We start from the raw sequence: 25,615 nt of genomic DNA on the forward strand, positions 1-25,615 counted from the left end.
CGGTTTAATAAGGAGAGATGAAAAAACCGTAAACCGGACATTAATATTTGGTAATGATTAGTGCTAAATATAAGTACAATTTCTGAGCAGTAATTTCCGCAGGAGTAGGTTGTAAAAAGAATAAATCATACCAAGTTGCAATCAAAGATAGTAATTTGGGCTGGGAGTAGGGAGTAGGAATACTATTTCTGAACGCAACTTATACCAATTTGAAAGAAGAATGCGACAGATAGAAATCAGGAAAGTCTTACTGGAGCTAGATTTCTTAATTGCGTTAGCGAGGAACGAGCGTCGCGTCATTGCGAATTGCGAATTGGTATAAATTTCCAGGCTCATAGCCAAAGTCCACGCTTTATGGACTGTCAGACATTTTTGCTTGAGTCATCTGAATATGACTTGCGCTATGAGACTCGGAATTGATTCCGAGGTGGGACTCAACTAACATTTATTTGTGTGTTTACACCATAACGCGATGTGCAACTTATTCTTGAAACCCCTCTCCAAACCTCTCACGCCAGTCGCTACAACGGAGGGAACCTCCGCAACGCGCTGGCTCCCCGAAGCGGAGAGAGGCTTTGAATCTTGCTCCCCTTCCCTTGTAGGGAAGGGGTTGGGGTTAGGTTTGAGAGAAAGTTGCACACGGCGTACCATAAGCTTTTTAACTCTCGCCTTCTTCCAGGAAATGAGGGGAAGTGTCAAGTTCTACCGACTAAGCTGGCGACTACTGTCACTAATTCAGCAGGTTTGATGGGTTTAGGTAGATGTAGTTGAAAACCTGCTTGAATAGCACGCATTCGGTCTTCGGCTCTGGCGTAGGCGGTGAGGGCGGCGGCGGGAATTTTACCGCCTTTTGCTGGAGGTTGCGATCGCAATTGGCGAATTAATGAATAGCCATCTTCACCGGGCATCCCAATATCACTAACTAACACATCTGGTTGCCACTGAGCAATCATTTGTAATGCTTCTGGGACTGAAGCAACGGTTTTTACTTGGGCTTGACATTGTTGCAATACTGTGGATATATACTCCCTGGTGTCGGCTTCATCATCTACAACTAGGACGCGCACACCAGCTAGGGAGAGAAACGCAGGCAAAATATCACTGTTAGCTTCAGTTAGGCTGACTGGTGCAGATATAGTTTCTTTATTGAGTAGTAAGGGTAATTTAACTGTAAAGGTTGTACCTTGTCCGTCTCCGGGGCTATCAACAGTGATCATACCACCGTGTAATTCTACTAGGTGACGCACAATTGCTAAACCTAACCCTAAGCCACCGTGCGCCCTGGTGCTGGAACTGTCGGCTTGACGGAAGCGATCGAATACGTAAGGGAGAAATTCGCCGTTAATCCCTATACCCGTGTCAATGATTTGAATTTGGGCGTAAGTGATAGATTCGGAATGATGAGCAACACTTCTGGTAAGTTGAATTTCAACTTTACCGCCTTGGGGTGTAAACTTAATAGCATTTGATAGCAAATTCCAGATAATTTGTTGTAAGCGATCGCTATCACCAGAAATTAAAAATGCTGCTTCTCCATAATTTGCCCACGCAAATTGCAACTCGATTTCTTTGGCTTGGGCGGCTAAAGTGACAGTTTCAATTGTCGATTCAATAATCGTGATTAAATTACAAGTAGCAACTTTTAGCTGTAACTTACCGCGAATCATCCGTGAGATATCAAGTAAGTCTTCAATCATTTGGGTTTGCATCTTGGCATTCCGCTCAATGGTTTCTAGCGCCTTACTGATTTGAGTTTCGTTGAGTTTGCGACTGCGTAATAATTGCGCCCAGCCGAGAATTGCATTGAGGGGCGATCGCAATTCATGGGAAAGTATAGCTAAAAACTCATCTTTCATTCGGTTGGCTTGCTGCAACTGCTCTGTTTGCTGCTGCAAGGAAGTAATTAAACTTGAGCGTTCCATTGCGATCGCAATTTGATCACAAATCGCCTGCATCATACTTCTTTGATTTTCGGTGAAGAAATTACGGCTGCAACTGCCAAAAGAAAGAGTCCCGAACAACTTGTCTTGAGCAATTAAAGGGTAACTGTAGTAAGCCTGAATACCTAAAGAACGAATTAATCCTGTTTTGATATCAGTTGATTGTTGGACATTTTCAACATAAATGGGTTGGCGATATTGGGCTGTAGTACCGCAGACTGCTTGACCAAATTCTAACAACTCAATCTCTTTTGCTAGTTCCTCGCTAAAGCCTCGATAAGAAGCAAGACGCATGACCTGAGAATTATCTTCAACCAAGTAGTTAAGGTAAATATCTATACTAATTTGTTCTTGGAGTTGGCAGAAAACGCTATCAATGAGTGTGACTGGTTGCTGACTAGATAATAAGGCGCTGGCGGTACTAAATAGTAATTGCAGCCGTTGATTACCTACTGATAATGCTTTTTCGGCTTGCTTGAGTTTAGTAATATCTTGGAAGACGAAAATGCAGGTAGCTGGAAAACCGTGCATTGCTGGCAGTGTATCTGCAAAAATTAATAAAGAATATGTGCCTTGGCTGGTGTGCCAGTCTACTTCTATACCATTTAAACGTTCACCACGGGCAACACGTACCCCTGGCATTTGCTCATTGGGGATGCGATCGCCTGTGGCATCTGTATAATAATATGCTGTGTGATATTCTTCGGCTGGGATGCCTTGGGGAAATTCACCGCCTGCTAACTCATTGGCTGTGCGATTGGCAAATGTCACCCTTGCTGTTCCTGGTTCAATCAACAGCAATGGTCTGGGCATAAGATTTAACACATCTTCCAGCCATTTGCGTTGGTTTTGCTGTAATTCTTCAGCTTGCTTGCGACTAGTAATATCTAAAAATGCGCCAATACAACCTCTGCTGTTACCTTCTTCGTCAAACAATGGTGCAACATATTCTAATAAGTTAGTGACTCGGCCATCGTTATGAACCACATCCACTTCCAAATCCAAAACTTCTACACCATGTGCGGCTGCATACTGCATTGGTAGTTCTTCTGGCGATAATTCTCGACCTTCGCAGTAAACTTTAAATGTTTGGGGTCGTTCTGCGGTAGGCGCAGTCAGAGAAGCATTGATATCTGTGGAGATACCGAGTTGCTTGGCAAAACAAGGGTTAACGCGAATATTTCTACATTCACGATCCTCAGCAATCCCAATTCCTATCGGAATCACATCTAATAAGGTTTGCAGTTCGACTACTCGCCGTTGTAAATCTCGATTGAGTTGGAGAATTTGTTCTTGTGCTTGTTGGCGTTCGGTTAAGTCCAGAATAAAAGCTACCAATTCTTCCCGTTTTTCTCCCACGAGAACATAACCAACTAATACAGGTATGCGATGACCATCTTGGCGGAGATATGCTTTTTTGTATGGTGTACAAGCGCCATTGGTATTACTTTGGGCTTCGGCGATCGCTTGTGCATCTAAATCCAGGTACTCTGGTAAGATGATTTTGTCTTTGTTTAATTCACCTGCGAGTAAATCTGCGCGGGTATAGCCAACCATTCTCAAAAATTCGTCATTGGCTTGGTGAATGTTGCCATAAATATCACCCAACACAATTCCAATGATGTTCGCATCTACGAAACTTTTGAGTTTTTCTTCATAGACTCTAAGTGCTGTTTGCGTGTATTCATGCTTGTACCACAGCCTTTCTACTAAAGCAGCACACTGCCAAATTAACAGAGCAAAAATAATAATCAAAACCAGTGCAAATATCGCTATGGCAAAAGCTGAATCATAATATCCGACTCGTTGACCTTGAACAATTAACCAGCCTAATAATAAAGGTACAGCGATCGCCGCTATTAATAAACGACGCGCCAACAAACCGCCATAACTTTCACTGGTAATGACGTGCATAAATCCTTGGTCAGTACTTGACCAGAGAATCCCGATACACAGCACACTAAACATTAATACTGTGTGCAATGCCATTGGTGTGCCATTCAAAAACAAACTGTAGAGAATTTTGATGTCGTAGGTGTAACCAATCAATGCTTCTAAAGAAATTACACCAGCTATCAAAGTCAAAATTTGAGCATACCAATAATGGCGTTCGCGTTTTGGATGGATTAAAATTTCTAACCCACAGCCCAAACAGAAAAAGTTAATGGCGGTATTAATTCCCATCCGTCCAGGATAAGCTGACACAGCAGGAGTTTGTGTATCTCGCAACAGCAGCTGATCAATGCCAAAATTCTCACCAAACAAATATTGAATGATTGTGAGTAAGCCAATAATTATAGGGATGAAACTCAATACTCTCATCAGCCAGAAATAAACTTGCTGTTTTTGCTTGGCTGGCTGATTTTGGTTGATTTGTAGCAGCCACAGCGACACACCTAATAAGATAAAACATAATGCTGTGTTCGCTTTCATGGTGAACAACCTGGGGTTGTTACCTATTTTGAGAAATTCAATGTTGAACATCCACCCAAGCAGCACAAAACTACCTGTGAAGGTGGCGATCGCTGCTGCAACCTTAACTACTTTTGAATTCCGTGCATTTTGCATTTGCAAGCGGTTTCTGTTTAACATTGATATTTTTACCGCATCTCTAACTAGAATAACTTGCTAAAATTTCGCTGCAACGTGCTTTTACATCTTGTATTGCTCGTCTCCGATATCATAATAAATGAACTCTTTTTCACCTGTATATAATAAAACTCTGAGTTGATTTTAGCGAAGCTGAAATTAACTGTGATTGTCTATAGTTCTTTTTTCCTTGCTAACATTTTTACAATATTCAGTCATTGCCTGTATTTATCTCTCACTAAAGTTTAGATTTTTCTGTCTTCTTCCGTAAGAGAGAGGACGCTTTTATGTCTATTGTGAGATGATGCGATCGCTTGTTTATAAAAAAGCAACTTTCGGAATTCAAATAATATCCCAGCAAAATTAACCATCTTCAGCCAACATCGATTTTTTGGCTGCTTGTACTAATTCTTCTTCAGTGCATTGATATAAATCCCGCAAACGAAATACTTGCCATACTTCCATTTTGGGTGTTGTTCTACCTTTCTCCCAGTTACGAATCGAAGATAAAGCGCAATCTAATTCAATAGCTACATCACTAATTCTTCATCCTGTACGGTGTCTTAATGCTCTTAGATCCATATTTTTGGGCGTTAAAATTTGTTGGCGCTAAAACTTGGCGCTAACAATTGACAATTGACAACCGATATGGTATGGAGATTCAATTTTTGTTGAAGAAGCGTTAGCATCCCCGCCAAGAGACTCGCTAACGCCCTTTACTAAACTCCTTATGGATAGATTAATCATGCCACAAAACAGCAATTACAAAGATTTCGTCTCAGAAACTCAGACCTACGCTTACAAAGAACGTTTAAATTCTTGGATTGTTGCGCGTTTATTTCCAGATATGCAACGGGTTACAGTTGCAAGATTTCGCAGTCGTTCCGATGCAGACGGTCATTTACAAAGCTTACGTAAACTCATTCCAGACGCTAATTTTGTGGTGGTGTTTGACTGTCCACGTCAGAAAGCAGTGATTTAAAGCAGAAGTGATTTAAGTAGTGGCGTGGCAAGGCTACAATAGGGCATAAAAATAACTCTTGTGGTGTGGGTATCCTGCCCGCACCGGACGGGCTAGAAGCCCATCCCACAAGAAATTTATCATGCAACATTTAAGGCTTGCCACGCCACTACGAAAATTTTTATTTAATCTCTTATGAATGATTCAGTAAAACCATAACCACCACCGCCAGGAGTCTCAATCACAAACACATCATTAATATTCATTTCCACCACAGCTTTACTACCTAAATCCTCAACAGTTCCATCACACCGTTCAACATAATTTCGTCCGACTTCACCGCTTGCACCATCAGATAAACCAAAAGGCGCAACTATGCGGTGATTTGACAAAATTGCTGCGGTCATTGGTTCCAGAAAACGCAAGCGACGAGTGACACCATTACCGCCATGATGATAACCTTGACCACCACTATTTTCCCGAATAGCAAAATTTTCTAACACAATTGGGAAGCGCCATTCTAACACTTCGGGATCTGTGAGACGGGAATTAGTCATGTGGGTGTGAACTGCATCTGTCCCATCAAAATCTGCACCCGCACCAGAACCGCCGCAGATAGTTTCATAATATTGATAACGCTCATTCCCAAAAGTAAAATTATTCATCGTTCCTTGAGAAGCAGCGAGAATACCCAACGCACCATATAAAGCATCGGTAATAGCTTGGGAAGTTTCCACATTTCCCGCCACCACCGCCGCCGGATAAGCAGGATTTAACATACAACCTTCAGGAATGTGAATTTCTAAAGGTTTTAGACATCCAGCATTTAACGGAATATCATCATTAACTAATGTGCGAAAAACATATAAAACTGCCGCTTTACAAACTGCGGCTGGGGCATTAAAGTTATTAGTTAACTGTTGGCTAGAAGTACCTGTAAAGTCAATTTTGGCGCTGCGGTTTTCTCTGCTAATGGTAATTGCGACTTGAATCACGCTGCCATTATCTAAGGCATAGCTAAAACTACCATCTTTTAAAACTTCAATCACACGTCTTACAGATTCTTCGGCATTATCCTGCACAAAATTCATGTAGGCTTGGACAGTTTCTAAGCCGTAGTGGTCTACCATTTTTAACAGTTCTTGTACACCACGTTCATTGGCGGCAATTTGGGCTTTTAAATCTGCTAAGTTTTGCAAAACATTGCGTGCGGGGTAAGGTTCACTGGTCAGCAAACTAACTAATTCAGCTTCTCGGAATTTACCTGCTGCAACTAACTGGAAATTATCAATTAATATGCCTTCTTCAATTACATTTGTACTATTTGGCGGCATGGAACCGGGAGTAATACCGCCAATATCTGCATGATGCCCCCGTGAAGCGACGTAGAATAATGGGCGTGGTTCGACTGCGCTCACCAACCGAGAGTGGGGGAAGACGGGGGTGATAACGGTAATATCTGGTAGATGAGTACCGCCGTTGTAGGGGTTATTGGAAACAAAAACATCACCGGGTTTGATGGTGTCGCCATAGTTAGTAATTAAAGCTTGCACACTTTCACTCATCGAACCCAAGTGTACGGGGATGTGTGGTGCATTGGCGACTAATTGTCCAGCACCATCAAAAATTGCACAGGAGAAATCTAACCGTTCTTTGATGTTGACAGAGGAACTGGTATTTTGTAAGGTTATACCCATTTGTTCAGCGATCGCGCGAAACAAATTATTGAAAATCTCCAACATCACAGGATCTTTTTGTGTGCTGAGTGCTGAGTGCTGAGTGCTGAGTGTTTTTTGTGTTGTTTGTCGCGTCAGTACTAAGTGATTGCGTGTAGTTAACTCGGCTTGCCAATGGGGTTCAATCACATTTGTACCCGTCGCCTCGACAATAATGGCTGGCCCTGCTACACAATCTCCTGGCTGTAAATCTTGGCGTTGATACACCGGGGTAGTTTGCCATGACCCAGCAGTATACATTTGTATAGTTGCTATTGCTACAGTCTCTTTATTGTCCCTACGTGTAATTACAGCTTCCTCCAGTGCGTCATGCTTCTCCACCACCTCAACCGCCACCGCTTCCACAATCAACCGCTTCTCAGGCGCAATAAACCCGTAACGCTGACGATGCAACTCCTCAAACTGAGCCTGCATCATCACCACATCAGCAAAATCCACAATCAACGGTGCATCCGTCCCCTCATACTTGAGATGCACCTTGCGATAAATCTCCAAAAAGGGTGTAGGGGTGTCAGAGTGTAAGGGTGTAGCAGCCTCTCCTCCCTCCGCGCCCTCCGCGCCTTGGCGGTTCGTTTCCCCTACCGCCTCCGCCACCAACCCCACAAACTCTAACTCCACTTCTCCCAACACACCCTGATTCAAAACCGCTTCCACCGACTTCTCGCGGATGACTCGTACATCTGCCAAACCCATACCGTAAGCAGACAACACCCCCGCATAAGGATGGATAAATACCTGCTGCATCCCCAAAGCGTCGGCAATTAAACAAGCATGTTGCCCACCAGCGCCACCAAAACAACACAACGTATACTCCGACACATCATAACCACGCTGGAGAGAGATTTTTTTGATGGCATTCGCCATTTTATCAACTGCGATCGCCAAAAATCCTGTAGCGACTTCTTCCGGCGTTCTGCCATCCCCAATTTCCGCCGCCAATTCCTGAAACTTCTGCCTTACTACCTCTACATCTAAGGGTAAATTCGCCGCCGCCCCAAACACCTTGGGGAAAAACTCTGGCTGCAACTTACCCACCATCACATTGCAATCAGTCACCGTCAACGGCCCACCTTTAGAATAAGCCGCCGGGCCGGGATTTGCCCCTGCCGATTCCGGCCCCACCCGATACCGCGAACCATCAAACTGCACAATCGAACCACCGCCAGCCGCAACGGTATGAATTGCCATCATCGGTGTTCGCAGACGCACTCCCGCCACTTCGGTTTCAAAGGTGCGTTCATACTCGCCATTGTAGTGCGCCACATCAGTAGATGTACCGCCCATATCAAAGCTGATAATCTTGTCAAATCCAGCCATCCGGCTTGTTTGCACTGCCCCAACTATCCCGCCAGCCGGGCCAGATAAAATACTGTCTTTACCTTGGAAGTTCTCTGCATCCGCGAGTCCGCCGTTGGATTGCATGAACATTAGTTTGGGAGAGTGGGGGGATAATCCTTGTTGCTTGTTACTTATCTCGCCAGTTTCTTCTTCCCGATTCCCTAATGCCAATTGATGGGAGACTTGATCAACATATCGCCGCAAGATGGGGGATAAATAAGCATCGACAACCGTTGTATCACCCCGGCTGACTAATTTCATTAAAGGGCTGACTTGGTGAGAGACGGAAATTTGCGTAAATCCAATACTGTTGGCTAAAGCTGCAACTTGTTGTTCATGGGTGGTGTAGCGGTAGCCGTGCATGAACGCGATCGCACAACAGCGAATGCCATCATTGTATGCTGCTTGTAATTGTGGGCGAACAGCATCCAGATTTAAAGGGATTAATTCTTCACCTTGGGCGCTGTAACGTTCCTCTACTTCAATGACTCTTTCGTAGAGCATTTCTGGCAAAATGATTTGACGGGCAAAAATATCGGGACGGTTTTGATAACCGATGCGTAAGGCATCCCGAAATCCTTGAGTAATCACTAAAACAGTGCGATCGCCTTTTCTTTCTAATAAAGCATTTGTCGCCACAGTTGTTCCCATTTTAATTGCCGCAATGCGATCGACTGGGATTGGTGCATCAGCAGCAATTCCTAAAATTTCTCTGATTCCTTGGACTGCTGCATCTGTATATTGTTCAGGATTTTCTGAAAGTAGCTTGTGAATTATTAACTGGCCATCAGGACGTTTTGCCACAATATCAGTGAAAGTTCCGCCTCTATCAATCCAAAACTCCCAACTTGCAGCCGATAATGATGCCCCATTCATTCTTTATTCCTTAAGATTTATTTTGCTACTTCTCAGGTATGATTTTTAAGTTATCAGATTATTTGCTTGATTTGTTACCTAGATGTTCCTTGAGGTAGACGGTATGACACTTGAGAAGATTCGCTGGTTTCAGATGGCTTTTCAGTTAAAAGGGTCAGTTGTCTCATCAATTTATCAACGGGTTTTGTGGTGTGGCTTGTTTGGATTTATTATATCTGTCCTGCATTATTTAGAATGGCCTGTATCCAAACCGATGATTGGCACGATTTTGCCGAGTTTGGTGTTAGGTTTATTGTTGGTTTTTCGGACAAATACTGCTTATGAACGTTTTTGGGAAGGCAGACGCTGTTGGGGAAATTTAGTTAATACTACCAGGAATTTAGCCAGACAAGTTTGGGTAACTATTAATGAAAAATCTCCTGAAGATAGAGAGAATAAAATTGCCACATTACGCCTAATTATCGCTTTTTCAGTAGCTACAAAATTGCATCTCCGGGGAGAACGAGAAAATCAAGAATTAAAACAATTAATGTCTAATGCTCGATATAACGAGTTATCTACTATCGAGAATTTGCCTTTAGAAGTAGCTTTTTGGATTAGCGATTATTTACAGGAACAGTACAATCGTGACTGTTTACATACATATCAATTAATTAATCTGCAAGAACTCTTAAATATACTTGTCGATAATTTAGGTTCTTGCGAACGTATTTTAAAAACACCAATGCCTTTAGCTTATGCAATTCATCTGAAGCAACTGTTACTTGTATATTGTTGCTTATTACCTTTGCAAGTAGTAGATACATTGGGCTGGTGGACAGGATTTATGGTGGCTGTTGTTAGCTTTACCGTATTTGGCGTTGAGGCGATTGGGTTGGAAATTGAAAATCCCTTTGGTTATGATGATAACGACCTCCCATTAGATGCCATTTGCAACACAATCAAACATAATATCGAAGACTTGATTACAACACAATCAAATGCGGCGCGATCGCTGCAAGATAGTATAGCTAATTGAAATAATTACAATTAACTTAACCGTCTAATTCCCTGTTCCAAACCTTGGCAAACACCAGTGAGAAAATTTAAATCTAAGGAAGCAATATTATCACTGGGTTGATGATAATGGGGATTCCGTAAAAATGCCGTATCTGTCACCATAATGGCGGGATAGCCCAAATCCCAAAATGGTGCATGATCACTGAGTCTGGTTTGACGTACAATTAAGCCTCGGTTGGGTACTGGCAACCACTGGCTAGGTACACCCACTTTCCGAATACTCCGACTGAGGCTGATTAAATCGCGGATTGTTCGCAAATTGCCGATTAAAGCAATAAAATCACCTGTATTGGGGTAAAATTTCTCCAACGGACTAGGGTAACGCTGGGAACCTGGGATAAAGTTGCAATAACCCAGCATTTCCAAAGAAATCATTAACCGGAGTGGTTGCTGTTGTTGATGCAATAAAGCGGCATATTCCGCACTACCGAGTAAACCATATTCTTCCATATCAAACGCAACCAGTCGCAAGGGATATTTAGCTGGTTCTGCGGCAAATTTCCGCGCTAATTCTAATAACACCGCTACTCCTGTGGCATTATCATCTGCCCCTGGGGTTCCTGGTACAGCGTCATAGTGCGCCCCCATCAAAATCGGGGGTAAATTTTGGTGCTTCCCTTCAGCAGATAAATTTAAAATCAGGTTACTACAACTTTTCCCATTCACTTTAAAGGTGTGGATTTCCACACTTCCCCATTGGGAAAATTGTTGACGAATATATTCTTGGACAAAGAAATGTCCTGCTGTTGCCAAGAAAGGATCACGTTCTCTTGCAATTTCAGAGAGATGGATTTGTAATTGCTCTTGTAAATTCAACGGAAGTATTAAGGATAAAGTATGAAGTTAACCCACCAATAATTAGTAGTTCTGCCAAAAATCAATTACAGAAGTGTGGATTTCCCAACTTAAAGCACTGATAAAGTAGAGTTTTTCCACTATGGAGATTTCCCGATGCTGGGACATACTTAGCGTCGTGAATGCTATCCTAGTCTTGCAACTAGCTCTTTAACCTTAAATTTATTCAGCTTTTGCCTCAATTGATTATTATACCATTGAGGTGTTTTCCACTAATAGCTTACTGCTATTGGTAGTCTTGGACAATCATAATAAATTAATAGATATAAGACGCACTAGGAGAAGAGTAACGCATGGGCAAGGTAGTCGGCATCGACTTGGGTACAACCAACTCAGTAGTCGCCGTGATGGAGGGTGGCAAGCCGGTGGTGATTGCCAATGCAGAAGGAATGCGAACAACACCCTCCGTAGTTGGTTTCAGCAAAGATGGCGAGAGGGTGGTGGGGCAAATGGCACGACGGCAAACCGTCCTCAACCCCCAGAATACTTTTTTTGCAGTTAAACGCTTTATTGGGCGGAAGTATGGTGAAATAAGTCCCGATTCCAAACGTGTACCATATACCATCCGCAAAGACGACATCGGCAATATTAAAATTGCTTGTCCCCGTTTGAGTAAAGATTTTGCCCCCGAAGAAATTTCGGCAATGGTACTAAAAAAATTAGCCGATGATGCCAGCCGTTATTTAGGGGAACCCGTTACTGGGGCAGTCTTGACAGTTCCGGCTTATTTTAACGATTCTCAACGACAAGCCACCCGCGATGCTGGCAGAATTGCTGGTTTGGAAGTGTTGCGGATTCTCAATGAACCTACAGCCGCTTCTTTAGCTTATGGTTTAGATCGGGGTGATACCGAAACCATCTTAGTCTTTGACTTGGGTGGTGGGACTTTTGACGTATCGATTTTAGATGTTGGCGATGGGGTATTTGAAGTTAAATCAACCAGTGGTGATACGCAACTGGGGGGTAATGACTTTGATAAAAAGATAGTTGATTGGTTAGCAGAACAATTTTTAGAGGCGGAAGGTGTAGACTTAAGACGCGATCGCCAAGCTCTACAAAGGTTAATGGAAGCCGCCGAAAAAGCTAAAATCGAATTATCGGCGGTGAGCGTTACCGATATTAACTTACCCTTCATCACCGCTACAGAGGACGGGCCAAAACACATCGAAACACGCCTGACTCGTTCTCAATTTGAAGCTTTGTGTAGTGATTTGCTAGGTCGTGTCCGCACTCCAGTCAAACGGGCATTAAAAGATGCAGGACTCAGGCCGGAAGACATCGAAGAAGTGGTGTTGGTGGGCGGTTCGACGCGAATGCCAATGGTGAAACAATTAGTCCGCGATTTAATTGGCATTGAACCCAACGAAAACGTTAACCCTGATGAAGTCGTCGCCGTGGGTGCAGCAATTCAAGCAGGTATCCTGGCTGGGGAACTGAAAGACTTGCTGTTGTTGGATGTCACACCTTTATCTTTGGGATTAGAAACCATTGGCGGCGTGATGAAAAAACTCATCCCCCGCAATACAACCATCCCCGTTCGCCGTTCTGATATCTTCTCCACTTCCGAAAATAATCAAAACACCGTGGAAATTCACGTAGTCCAAGGTGAGAGGGATATGGCAGGAGATAACAAATCTCTGGGACGGTTCAAGCTGTATGGCATTCCCCCAGCCCCGCGCGGCATTCCCCAAGTCCAGGTATCATTTGATATTGATGCCAACGGGATTTTACAGGTAACAGCTTTAGACCGGACGACAGGTAGAGAACAAAGTATTACCATTCAAGGCGCTTCTACCTTGACTGAATCGGAAATTAACCGGATGATTCAGGATGCACAAAAATACGCTGATGTTGACCGGGAACGCAAAGAACGTGTGGAAAAACGCACCCGTGCGGAAGCATTGATTTTACAATCAGAACGCCAACTGCGAGAAGTCGCCCTAGAATTTGGGATGCAATTTGCCCGCAGTCGTCGTCAACGCATTGATAATATTTGCCGCGAACTGAAAGAAAGTTTACAAGCCAACGACGATCGCGGTATTGATCAAACCTACGCCGATTTACAAGATGCCCTTTATGAACTCAACCGAGAAGTCCGTCAGTATTACGCTGAAGACGAAGACGACGACTTGTTAGGCACAATTAAAGAAATCTTCACGGGAGGCGGCGACAAAGAACGCGATCGCGAACCAGATTACTACCGCGATAGCTACCGCGATCGGGATTCCTACAACAGCCGCGACTACGGTAGGGACAATGGTAGAGATTACAGCCGAGATTATGGCAGAGATAGAGATAGCCGTTCTTCTGCCTATGACAGTCGCCCCACACGCCGCCCATCTCGCCCCAGCTATCAAGATAATTGGGATGATGAAGATGATTGGTTGTAGTACTCCCCCTCCTTTACTTGATTAAGAAACTTGATTCAAAATACGGATTTAGTCATTGGTGATAAGTATTAAGTAATTGGTAAATAGTATTACTAGTTACTTAAAAATTATTACCAACCTCTAAAATCTAAAATCTAAATTTAAATAACTGACTATGCAAAATTTGCAAAATTTCCGCGATTACTACGAGATTTTGGGAGTACCTAAAGATGCCTCTAATGAAGAAATTAAAAAGAATTATCGGCGACTAGCTAGACAATATCACCCTGATTTGAATCCAGGGAATAAGGCAGCCGAAGAAAAATTTAAAGATGTGAATGAAGCTTACGAAGTGCTTTCTGACACTGCTAAAAGAGCGCAATACGACCAGTTTAGCCGCTATTGGAAGCAACAAGGCTTTGCAGGCAAAAAAACACCAAAACCAAAAGCTTGGGGAGAAAAACCAAGCGATCGCACCAATGGTAATCAAGTCGACCCCAGTCAATTTGCCAACTTTGAAGACTTTATCAATCAAGTAGTTGGTGTTGGTAGTCGCCAAGACACCCGAAATGGCAGTAATACCAAAACCGATCCGTTCCGTTCGCCGAATAGCAAAGTTCAATACACAGTTCCCAAAAATCCTCCCAAACCAACACGGCGAGATATTGAAGCGCGATTAACCTTACCCTTAGAAAAGGCTTATCAAGGTGGTAACGAACGCATCCGTTTAGAAGATGGGCGATCGCTAGAAGTGACAATGCCTCCAGCTATGGTCACAGGCCAAAGCATTCGGCTGAAAAATCAAGGAATTGGCGGTGGCGATTTATACCTTAAAATTACTGTCGAGCCACATCCTTTGTTTAAACTAGAAGGCGCAAACATTTCCTGTCAAGTACCAGTGACTCCCAGCGAAGCGGTTTTAGGCGGATCTGTTGAAGCACCAACCCTCGACGGCCCCGTAAAAATGACCATCCCACCCGGAGTTAGGTCTGGTCAAAGATTCCGCTTGGCAAATAAAGGCTACCCCACCGATAACGGTAAACGCGGCGATCAATTGGTGGAAATTCAGATAGTTACACCGAAAAATATTAGCCCTGAAGAAAAAGAACTGTACGAAAAAATTCGACAAATTGAAACCTTTAAACCTCGTACTGATTTAATCAGTTAGGTGTTGATTTAATGACAGGACAAGGAAGATAAAATACCTTAGCCAATTACTTTGGCTCGAAAGTGCCGCAAACGCAGCGCATTAGTGACTACAGAAACTGAACTAAAAGCCATTGCTGCACCTGCAATGATGGGGTTGAGCAACCACCCAAATATCGGGAACAGGATTCCAGCAGCGATGGGAATACCCGCGACGTTGTAGATAAACGCAAAAAATAAATTTTGGCGGATATTACGCATAGTGGCGCGGCTGAGTTGAATTGCTGTGACTATACCTTGCAAATCACCAGAGATGAGGGTGATGTCACTAGCTGCGATCGCCACATCTGTACCTGTACCAATCGCAATTCCCACATCCGCTTGCGCCAAAGCCGGTGCATCATTAATCCCATCACCAACCATCGCTACAATTGAGTGCTGAGTGCTGAGTGCTGAGTAATTCTCCCTTGTCCCCCTTGTCCCCCTCATCCCTCTTCTCCCTTCCCCTTGCAACAACTTAATTGCTTCTACCTTCTGCTCAGGACGAACTTCAGCTAATACTCTGGTAATCCCAACTTCACGGGCAATACTTTCAGCAGTGTGGCGATTATCACCTGTGAGCATTACAACTTCTAAACCCAGTTTTTGCAAGGCTCGCACAGCTTGGGGAGAAGTCGGTTTTATCGCATCAGCAATCCCCATTAATCCTTGGATTTCACCATCTACTGCTAACCAAACTGCCGTTTTACCCAAGTATTCTAAGCGTTCTTGATTTGGTTGCAAGTCTGCGGTGTTAATATCTAACTCTTTCATCCAGCGTTGTGTACCGATTTGCACCAGCCGATTTGCCACGATACCCTGTACACCACAACCAGCGATCGCAGCGAAATCTCGAACATCTATGAGGCTAACATCTTGAGATTGAGCATATCTCACCACTGCTTCGGCTAATGGGTGTTCGGAATTGCGTTCTACAGAGGCGGCTAGTTGTATTAACTGAATTTCGTTACCATTAGCAGTACCGTTAACTGTGACAAAATCTGTAACTGTGGGTTTACCTTGGGTAATTGTGCCAGTTTTATCTAAGACAATTGTTTGAATTTGGTGGGCTAATTCTAAACTTTCTGCACCTTTAATTAAAATGCCATTTTCTGCGCCTTTACCTGTGCCTACCATAATTGAAGTTGGTGTGGCTAAACCCAAGGCACAAGGACAAGCAATGATTAATACTCCAACTGTGGTAATCAATGCCAAAGAGATATTACCCGTGATGTTGAACCAAATAATAAAAGTGAGGATGGCGATCGCAATTACCGCCGGCACAAACCAGCCTGTAACTTGGTCTGCTAATCTTTGAATGGGCGCTTTTGAGCCTTGCGCCTGCTGTACTAATTGGACAATTTGCGCCAATACCGTATCTTTTCCTACTCTTGTCGCCCGAAATTGGAAACTACCAGTTTTATTGATGGTTGCGCCAATCACTTCATCTCCTGGTTGCTTTTTCACAGGAATACTTTCACCAGTCACCATCGCTTCATCAACTGTAGATTTCCCATCAATCACTTCCCCATCAACAGGAATTTTATCCCCAGGGCGCACCAGTACCACATCACCAATCTGCACTTGTGCGATCGGTACATCTATTTCTCGTCCGTTGCGAATCAACCGCGCAGTTTTCGCCTGTAAACCAATCAACTTACGGATGGCTTCGGAAGTTTGTCCTTTGGCACGATTTTCAAACAGCCGTCCTAATAAAATCAAAGTAATCACAATCGCCGCAGTTTCATAATATACATCCGGCATCAATCCCTGAGTAATGAAAAAGCCGGGAAATATTGTAGCGAATAGGGAATAAAAATATGCTGCACTCGTACCCAACACGATTAAAGTATCCATTGTGGCAGTATGGCGCTGGAATGCTTTCCCAGCATTTACATAAAAACTTTTACCGCACCAAAACTGTACAGGAGTAGTCAGAACTAATTGCAGCCAAGGGTTATGCAACCATCCAGGAATGAAAGGTAAATGCAATCCTGTCATCATTGGCAATGAGCCAATCACCAGTAAACTGCTAATTATCCCCCCTACTATGAGCTTTCGCTGCAAATCACGGGATGTTTGCTGGCGATGTCTTTTTTCTTCGTCATCTTCACCCGCCAGCAAATTTTGTTCTTGTAAAGGATAGGCAGAATAACCAGCCGCATCCACCGCATTTTGGATAGCTGGTAAATCTGTTTTTCTGGAATCATAATTAACTGTTGCCTGTTCTGCGCCAAAATTCACACTACATTCATTCACACCAGGGACAGCACTAATAGCATCTTCAATATTTTTGGCACAGGAGGCGCAACTCATCCCGCGCAGCTTCAATGTGGCATTTTCCATTTGACTCACCCCAATAGCTAACGACTATCTTCATCTTGAAGTCTCTGGTCAACTGGAGAGTCAAGGGGTTGTTGGCAGAATTTTTTGTAAGTGTGGGGTGATGTTATCCGCAGATGGATGCACCTACCTGTACTTAGGCGAATGATGCAGCGCAGCAGGTAAGAGTTGCACTTTGTTGAGTTCGTTTCCGTTCCACAAACCTAGTATATATAAACAAGTACTAAGTACTTATACTTCGTATAAACGTTGAATTAAAACGATTACAGTCTAAATTGAGCGTAGTATTCAGATAAATCTGGAACTACTAAGCAATCTGTCTGTGAATTTAAATCAGCAGTATTTTTGGCACCTTCGTACTTCGACAGTTTATCCAAAAAAATGGGATTGTTTGCGTCTTGAAAATTCAAATATATTCTTAAGTCAGCAATACTGTCGTTTACTGTTAATAACGGGCAGATAAATCCTAAATCAGAACTCAGTTCCACAGCAATTCGTGATAATTCTAAAAGACCTAACGACTTTGGCCATTTCCTTTTAACAGTTTCATATGCACGTTGTCTTACCTGGGTTCCTAACACAAATCCCCTACCTTCAACAAGCAACTCCCACAGAGGCTGCTGACCCAAAGGTTCACCTGAAAGGTATTTTAATATCCATGACCTATCAGTATGGTTCATATAATATGTAATCCATTCAGAGTCGTGTCTCGAAGAATGGTAACATTGATAAATCTCAATTTCAGCTAAATATTCCTCTTTAAAGTTTCCATCCCATCTTTTACCCGCACTCATAGCACTTTCAATGCTGTCAAAAAAATATAACCCAGACAACCTTGAAACTTTATCTGAAAAGGAGTCTTGTCGGATTTGCTCAATTACTAATTCTGTCTTGTAATATGTTGCTCGTTTATTTTCAGTTGCCGCATCAAGAAGATATTTGGTATGCCAAACGCTAATAGCTTTTTGTCCAATGGCTTGTGTTGATACTATTTCGCCTCTGTAGACAAGCCAAGCTATCCAAGGATCATCAACGTTAAGGTAAGCAAAAACTCTCATACCGTATTATTAATTACTAAATATGTATTGTATAAAATAATTATGTAACATTGCTCAATAAGAGGTAGTTATACAGAATTATTTTGAATCTCACTCTATCAAAATTCGCCATACGCCCGCAGATTTTAAAATGCGCTCACCCACTTGTCGCCACTGTCTTCCAACTTCAGACTAATTCCAATCTTGTTCTTCTTTTTTACCGCGACTTTTGTAAATCCCCCCTACGTCGTGGATTTGGCGGGTTTTAGCGAAGAGTTCTGCTTCAGTTAACCCCCATTGTTGTAAAACTTTATCTAGGTCTTTTTGGATGTCCCGTGCGCCGGGAAAGCCCTGATAACGGATGCGTAACCGGGCTAATTCTGCCAAATTATAGTCTGTTGCCTCTTGAGCGAGTAGAATATCAATAAAGGGGCGATCGCGGTTGTAAAGTGGATGTTGTTGATCTTTACTTCCGTGCTGTTCTGCCATAGTTTATACCTTTAGTCGGATTCTTAATTCATTCTGAGTCTAGAGTTGAGATTCCGTCCAACGCCAGATAATAGAAGATGAGGGCAAACACACCTTTACGCTTACGGCTCTCACCACTGCCAGTCAATCATAAATAAAGATACATTGTCTTTAAGAAAATAGAAAAAGTTTTACCGAGGGTGAACCTCAATCACCCCCAGTCCAAGCAGCAAGGGAGCAAGAACCCGCTATGTTTGAACACTTCACTTCCGAAGCCATTAAAGTCATCATGTTAGCTCAGGAGGAAGCACGTCGTCTGGGACACAACTTCGTAGGAACTGAACAAATTCTCCTGGGTTTAATCGGAGAAGGAACGGGAGTTGCTGCCAAAGTGCTGAGTGAGTTGGGCGTTACCCTCAAAGAAGCACGACGGGAAGTTGAAAAAATTATTGGTAGAGGTTCTGGCTTTGTACCGCCAGAAATTCCTTTTACACCAAAAGTCAAAAACCTCTTCGAGCAATCGTTTAAAGAAGCTCACAGTCTAGGACATAACTACATCAACACTGAACACTTGCTGTTAGGTTTAACAGAAGCAGGTGAAGGTGTTGCAGCTAAAGTATTGCAAAATCTGGGGGTTGATCTCAGACTCATCCGCACTAATGTCTTACGTCGTTTAGGTGAAGATGGCAATGTGGCTGTAGGTGGTAGTAGTCCCCGCCGCCACCAACAAGCACTCACCCTAGAAGAGTTCGGCAGAAATCTCAGCAAACTCGCCCAAGAAGGCAAGCTAGACCCTGTAGTTGGTCGGGAAAAAGAAATTGAGCGTGCCATTCAAATTCTCGGTCGCCGCACGAAAAACAATCCTGTGTTGATTGGTGAACCAGGAGTGGGAAAAACTGCGATCGCAGAAGGTTTAGCACAACGTATTGCTAACCAAGATGTTCCTGAACAGTTGTTGAATAAACAAGTAATTAGCCTTGATATGGGCTTATTAGTCGCAGGAACTCGCTTCCGTGGTGATTTTGAAGAACGCCTGAAAAAAATCATGGACGAAATCCGCTCTGTCGGTAACATCGTCCTAGTAATTGACGAAATTCATACCCTTGTGGGTGCTGGTGGCACAGAAGGCGGCTTAGATGCAGCCAATATCCTCAAACCAGCTTTAGCACGCGGTGAACTCCAATGTATCGGTGCAACCACCCTGGATGAATACCGCAAGCACATCGAACGTGATGCCGCTTTAGAACGCCGTTTTCAACCAATTTTGGTCGGTGAACCTTCTGTAGAAGAAACCATCCAAATTCTTTACGGTTTGCGCGGTGCTTACGAACAACATCACAAAGTCGAAATTTCCGATGCGGCGGTATTAGCAGCAGCCCAGTTGTCAGATCGTTATATTAGCGATCGCTTCCTGCCCGATAAAGCCATAGACTTAATTGACGAAGCTGGTTCCCGTGTCCGGTTGCGGAACTCCCAAATTTCCGCCAACAAAGAACTCAAGCGTCAACTAACCAGCATCACCAAAGCGAAACATGAAGCCGTCAGACTTCAAGACTTCGACAAAGCCGGCGAACTGCGCGACCAAGAATTAGAACTGGAAGCGCAAATTCACCAAGACCAAAATATTCCTCAGCCCATTGTTGACGAAGAAGACATTGCTCAAATCGTCGCCTCTTGGACTGGTGTCCCAGTCAACAAACTCACCGAATCTGAGTCAGAGTTGCTGTTACACCTGGAAGACACCCTGCATCAACGCTTAATCGGTCAAGAACAAGCAGTTACCTCTGTATCTCGCGCCATCCGTCGGGCTAGAGTTGGGTTAAAGAGTCCCAAGCGTCCAATAGCCAGTTTTATCTTCTCTGGCCCCACAGGCGTTGGTAAAACAGAACTAGCTAAAGCTTTAGCTTCCTACTTCTTCGGTGCAGAAGAAGCGATGATTCGCTTAGATATGTCCGAATTCATGGAAAGCCATACCGTATCTAAGTTGATTGGTTCGCCTCCTGGTTACGTCGGCTACGATGAAGGCGGTCAACTTACCGAAGCCGTGCGGCGCAGACCCTACACAGTGCTGTTATTCGACGAAATCGAAAAAGCGCACCCCGATGTCTTCAATATGCTGCTGCAAATCTTAGATGACGGTCATCTAACTGATGCCAAAGGTCGGAAAGTTGACTTCAAGAACACTTTGATCATCTTGACTTCTAACATCGGTTCTAAGGTAATTGAAAAAGGTGGCGGTGGTTTAGGTTTTGAATTTGATAATCAAGCCGAAGCCAGCTATCACCGCATTCGTAACTTAGTAAATGAGGAACTCAAAACTTACTTCCGTCCCGAATTCCTCAACAGAGTTGATGAAATTATTGTCTTCACTCAGTTGAGTAAGGATGAAGTCAAGCAAATTGCTGAGATTATGCTGCGTGAGGTTGCTCATCGCTTGACCGAAAAAGGTATCACTTTGCAAGTGACAGACGCATTTAAAGAATTGGTCGTCAATGAAGGGTATAACCCCAGTTATGGTGCTAGACCTTTACGCAGGGCAATTATGCGCCTGTTAGAAGATTCTTTAGCGGAAGCACTACTAGCCGGCGAAATTGGCAATGGTGACACAGCAATTGTCGATGTCGATGATGATGGACAAGTGAAAGTCCGTAAATCAGATACACGAGAATTACTTTTGGCAAACGCTCGTTAATCTTTAATCATCTAATAGCTTGACACTTGAAAATCCCTTGGGAAATCAACCAAGGGATTTTTGCAATTGATACTAACTGAATCAAATTAAAAGTAATGCTCCAAGATTTTCTTAGTGAGTATTGACCTGGTATATGCTAAGATACAGCCGAAATTACGTTTAATTTACTTACTGGTGTATATAAATAATTCCGCATAAACCATAGCTTTTGAATTGTCTTTTGATACATTCAGAATAATTTGCCACTATTTCCAGATCAGTCCGTTTTATTCAAGATCATAAAACTGGCATATTCTCAGAATCTTCCAGCCAAGATTGTGTGTATAAATTTAGAATCATCACATTCGTAAGAATTCAGGAGCCGCAAAGCCGACGACAGTCGCACGCCACTTGCTACAACTTTAGCAAACAAAGCAACGCGCTGTCTTCCCAACGCACTACCGACGCTCATACGTCACTAGCACTGCGCTAACACTACGGCACATTTTCCTCCTGAGTGCTGACTTCTTAGTAACATTCTTTTTTTAAAGCCAAAAATATCAAGGATAAGTGATAGTTATTATAGTTTTAATACATGGTTTTACAGAATTGGAGACGTAAGCGTGGTGTTGCACTTACTACTAGAGGTTTACAAAAACTTCAGGAGGCAAAACGTAAGTCAGAAGCACAAGAAAATTTTGGCAATAGCTACACATTAGAAGATATCAGCGAACTTTCAGGATTACATCCTAGTACGATATCCAAAGTACTAAATCGAGAAGGTGGAGTTGATAAAAAGACTCTGGAAAAACTATTTTTAGTTTTTGATGTCAAAATCAATGAAAGTGATTATTTAAGCTCTAATACTCGTTTAGATTGGGGAGACGCAAGTTTTTTACCTGTTTTTTATGGGCGTAAAGAAGAACTGGCTGCATTAGAACAATGGATTTTAGATGAACATTGCCAATTTATCGCCTTGTTAGGGATGGGTGGTATTGGCAAAACGGCGCTGGCTGTAAAATTAGCGCAAGAAATTCGAGAAGATTTTGAATATGTAATTTGGCGATCGCTCCGCGAAGCTCCACCTGTAAAAGCTATCATCAATCAATTACTGCAATTTTTATCGGATGAGCAAGAAACAGAAGCGAACTTACCCGAAAGTTTAAGCGATCGCATCTCCAGGTTAATTGATTATCTGCGAAATCATCGCTGTTTAGTAATTCTGGACAATGCCGAATCAATATTACGTTATGGTAGTCGAGCCGGCAAATATCGGGAAGGATATGAAGGTTATGGTGAGTTGTTTAAACGTCTAGGAGAAGCGACTCACCAAAGTTGTTTAATCTTAACCAGTCGGGAAAAACCCCAAGAAATTGCATTATTAGAAGGCGAAGCTTTACCAGTCCGTTCCTTACAACTAAGTGGGTTGAAGGTAGTTGAAGGACAGGAAATTTTAAAAATCAAAGGGTTATCGGCCGCCGAAGAAGAATGGAAAGCCATGATTGAATCCTATGGTGGTAATCCCTTGGCTTTGAAAATAGTCGCTACAACCATTGAAGATGTATTTGCTGGGAATGTCAGCGAGTTTTTACAGCAAAATACCGTGGTTTTTGGCGATATTCGAGATATTTTAGACCAGCAGTTTGAGAGGTTGTCAGATTTAGAACAAGAAATGATGTACTGGTTAGCAATTAATCGTGAACCAGTGACACTCTCAGACTTGCGGGAAGATATTGTCTCGCCAGTGGCACCACAAAAATTGCTAGAGGCTATAGAATCTTTGGTGAGGCGATCGCTAGTAGAAAAAAGCACAGCCACTTTTACCTTACAACCTGTAGTCATGGAATATGTGACTCAGGTATTAATAGAACAAGTCTGTGAGGAAATTGTCACTGATCATATTCAACTTTTGAGATGCCATGCTTTAATCAAGGCCAGTGCAAAAGACTACATCAGAGAAACGCAAATTCGCCTGATTCTGAAACCAGTCATTGATGCTTTGCTGACGGCATTAAGAAGCAAAAAAAGAATTGAAAACCAATTAACTCAAATTTTAGCCAAACTCCAAGAAGAATCACCACAGGAACCAGGTTATACAGGTGGAAATATTCTCAATTTGTTTTGTAAACTCCAGACAGATTTAACTGGTTTTGATTTCTCTCAATTAACTGTTTGGCAAGCAGACTTGCGGAATGTAAAACTACATAATGTCAATTTTCAAAACGCTGATTTAACTAAGTCTGTTTTTGCAGAAACCTTTGGCGGCGTTTTATCTATTGCTTTTAGCCCTAATGGCAAACTTTTAGCAATGGGTGATACCAATGGCGAAATTCGCTTATACCAAGTTACCAATTGCAATCAAGTTCTCACCTTTCAAGGTCATACTAACTGGGTACCATCACTTTCTTTTAGCCCCGATGGCAGCATCTTAGCCAGCAGTAGTAGTGATCATACAGTGAAGTTGTGGAATTCTCATACTGGTCAATGCTTGAAAACTTTACAAGAACATGAACACGAAGTTTGGACAATTGCCTTTAGCCCAGATGGGAAAACACTAGTAACAGGTAGTAATGATCGTACTATCAAACTGTGGAATGTTAGTACTGGTGAATGCCTGCAAACATTTCATGGACATACAAGTTGGATCATTTGTGTAATTTTTACTCTGGATGGTCAAACTCTCGTGAGTGGTAGTGATGACGACACAATTCGGATGTGGGATGTCAAAACTGGTGAATGTATCAAAATTTTGCAGGGACATCGTGATGGTATTAGGTCGTTAACTCTCAGTCCTAATGGGCAGATAATTGTCAGTGGCAGTGATGACCAGACAGTGAAGTTATGGAATATAGACACGGGTGAATGTATTAAAACCTTACAAGGACATCATGCTGCTGTCTGGTCTGTGGCCATTCATCCCCAAGCTCATCTCATCGCTAGTGGCAGCCTCGACCATACAGTGAGATTATGGGATTTAAATACAGGTCAATGCTTAAAAATTCTTCAAGGACATTCCAGTTGGGTATTTTCTGTGGCTTTTAGTCTGCTAGGAGATATTCTGGCTAGTGGCGGTGACGATCAAATCGTAAAGTTATGGAACGTTAGTACTGGTCAATGTCTCAAAACTCTCAGTGGATATACGAGCCAAGTCTGGTCAGTTGCTTACAGTCCAGATGGACAGTTTTTGGTGAGTGGAAGCCATGACTGTATAGTGAGGTTATGGAATGTTAATACAGGTCAGGTCTGGCAAACTTTTTCAGGACATCGTGCTGCCGTTAGATCAGTAACGTTTAGTCCTAATGGACAAATTTTAGCAAGTGCTAGTGACGATCAAAGTATCAAATTGTGGGATATTAAGACAGGTCAGGCTTTGCAAACTTTTCAAGAACATCGTGCTGCCGTCCAGTCAATTGCTTTCAGTTTTGATGGTCAGATGTTAGCAAGTGGTAGTGATGATCAAACTATCAGGTTGTGGGACATTAATACAGGTCAAGTCTTACAAATCCTCCAAGGACATCATGCAGCTGTTCAATCAGTTGCATTTAATCCGCAAGGGAGGATATTGGCCAGTGGTTCTTGGGATCAGAAAGTCAAGTTATGGGATGTCAACACTGGTGAATGCAAACATACATTAGAGGGGCATACAAATTGGGTATGGTCGATCGCTTTTAGTCCCAATGGCGAACTGCTGGCAAGTGCTAGTTATGATGGAACAATACGGTTGTGGAGTGTTAACAGTGGTGTATGTGTACAAACTTTTGAGGTTTGTGCAAATAGTATTGTGAAAGCTGTGGCTTTTAGTCAAAATGGACAAATCCTAGCTAGTAGCAGTCCCGATTACACTATTAAGTTATGGAATGTGGATACAGCTAAGTGTCAGAAAACTTTATCTGGACATTCTGCTTGGGTCTGGTCAATTAACTTTAGTGCAGATAATCAAACTCTGGCTAGTAGTAGTGCAGATGAAACAATTCGACTTTGGGATATCAACACAAGCGAGTGTTTAAAAACTTTGAAAGCTCAAAGATTTTATGAAGGAATGAATATTAGGGGAATGACAGGTTTAACCGCTGCTACTATTTCTACTCTTAAAGGTTTGGGAGCAATTGGCTAGGAACCATTTGGTTAAAAGGCAATACAGTTCAGTTAAGGCAACAACTTAGACTGGTGTAGGTTGGGTTACGCTAT

The 25,615-nt window shown here is 42.8% G+C and carries 12 protein-coding genes; 6 read left to right on the forward strand and 6 right to left on the reverse strand.

Annotated elements, in window-relative coordinates; all coding sequences use genetic code 11:
* Window positions 1-695 precede the first annotated feature (695 nt).
* Window positions 696-4,532: an ATP-binding protein gene (locus tag H6G79_RS01000; RefSeq protein WP_190587979.1), complete on the reverse strand. Its 3,837-nt coding sequence runs from the start codon at window positions 4,530-4,532 to the stop codon at window positions 696-698.
* A gap of 742 nt (window positions 4,533-5,274) precedes the next feature.
* Here H6G79_RS01000 and H6G79_RS01010 point away from each other — a divergent pair.
* A complete protein-coding gene (locus tag H6G79_RS01010) occupies window positions 5,275-5,511 on the forward strand; it encodes a hypothetical protein (protein ID WP_190587980.1) in 237 nt (78 codons plus the stop codon).
* Between the two features lie 164 nt (window positions 5,512-5,675).
* Here the strand turns inward: H6G79_RS01010 and H6G79_RS01015 are convergent, their stop codons facing one another.
* On the reverse strand, window positions 5,676-9,440 hold the full coding sequence (locus tag H6G79_RS01015; RefSeq protein WP_190587981.1) for a hydantoinase B/oxoprolinase family protein: 3,765 nt from the start codon (window positions 9,438-9,440) through the stop codon (window positions 5,676-5,678).
* Between the two features lie 103 nt (window positions 9,441-9,543).
* Between H6G79_RS01015 and H6G79_RS01020 the strand changes: the two genes are divergently transcribed.
* The gene (locus tag H6G79_RS01020) at window positions 9,544-10,458 is read left to right on the forward strand and encodes a bestrophin family protein (RefSeq protein ID WP_190587982.1); all 915 of its coding nucleotides are present in this window, start codon (window positions 9,544-9,546) and stop codon (window positions 10,456-10,458) included.
* An 11-nt stretch (window positions 10,459-10,469) separates the two neighbouring features.
* On the opposite strand, the gene H6G79_RS01025 is transcribed toward H6G79_RS01020, so the two are convergent.
* On the reverse strand, window positions 10,470-11,315 hold the full coding sequence (locus H6G79_RS01025) for a M28 family peptidase (RefSeq protein WP_190587983.1): 846 nt from the start codon (window positions 11,313-11,315) through the stop codon (window positions 10,470-10,472).
* 332 nt (window positions 11,316-11,647) lie between these two features.
* Between H6G79_RS01025 and dnaK the strand changes: the two genes are divergently transcribed.
* On the forward strand, window positions 11,648-13,744 hold the full coding sequence (gene dnaK, locus H6G79_RS01030; protein ID WP_190587984.1) for a molecular chaperone DnaK: 2,097 nt from the start codon (window positions 11,648-11,650) through the stop codon (window positions 13,742-13,744).
* Between the two features lie 154 nt (window positions 13,745-13,898).
* Window positions 13,899-14,891, forward strand: coding sequence for a DnaJ C-terminal domain-containing protein (locus tag H6G79_RS01035; RefSeq protein WP_190587985.1), 993 nt, complete (start codon window positions 13,899-13,901; stop codon window positions 14,889-14,891).
* A gap of 38 nt (window positions 14,892-14,929) precedes the next feature.
* Here the strand turns inward: H6G79_RS01035 and H6G79_RS01040 are convergent, their stop codons facing one another.
* The 3 genes from H6G79_RS01040 to H6G79_RS01050 form a co-directional block, all read right to left on the reverse strand.
* Complete coding sequence (locus tag H6G79_RS01040) at window positions 14,930-17,254, reverse strand: heavy metal translocating P-type ATPase (RefSeq protein ID WP_190587986.1); 2,325 nt, start codon at window positions 17,252-17,254, stop codon at window positions 14,930-14,932.
* A 260-nt stretch (window positions 17,255-17,514) separates the two neighbouring features.
* Window positions 17,515-18,309 carry a hypothetical protein gene (locus H6G79_RS01045; RefSeq protein WP_190587987.1) on the reverse strand — a complete coding sequence of 265 codons (795 nt, stop codon included), beginning with the start codon at window positions 18,307-18,309 and terminating at the stop codon, window positions 17,515-17,517.
* 171 nt (window positions 18,310-18,480) lie between these two features.
* Window positions 18,481-18,777 carry a DUF3288 family protein gene (locus H6G79_RS01050; RefSeq protein WP_190587988.1) on the reverse strand — a complete coding sequence of 99 codons (297 nt, stop codon included), beginning with the start codon at window positions 18,775-18,777 and terminating at the stop codon, window positions 18,481-18,483.
* Window positions 18,778-19,006: 229 nt separating this feature from the next.
* Between H6G79_RS01050 and H6G79_RS01055 the strand changes: the two genes are divergently transcribed.
* Window positions 19,007-21,448, forward strand: coding sequence for an ATP-dependent Clp protease ATP-binding subunit (locus tag H6G79_RS01055; RefSeq protein WP_190587989.1), 2,442 nt, complete (start codon window positions 19,007-19,009; stop codon window positions 21,446-21,448).
* 574 nt (window positions 21,449-22,022) lie between these two features.
* Window positions 22,023-25,541 carry an NB-ARC domain-containing protein gene (locus H6G79_RS01060; protein ID WP_190587990.1) on the forward strand — a complete coding sequence of 1,173 codons (3,519 nt, stop codon included), beginning with the start codon at window positions 22,023-22,025 and terminating at the stop codon, window positions 25,539-25,541.
* Window positions 25,542-25,615: the final 74 nt, after the last annotated feature.

It is taken from the genome of Anabaena sp. FACHB-83, assembly GCF_014697485.1.
In the GTDB taxonomy this organism is placed as follows: domain Bacteria; phylum Cyanobacteriota; class Cyanobacteriia; order Cyanobacteriales; family Nostocaceae; genus Nostoc_B.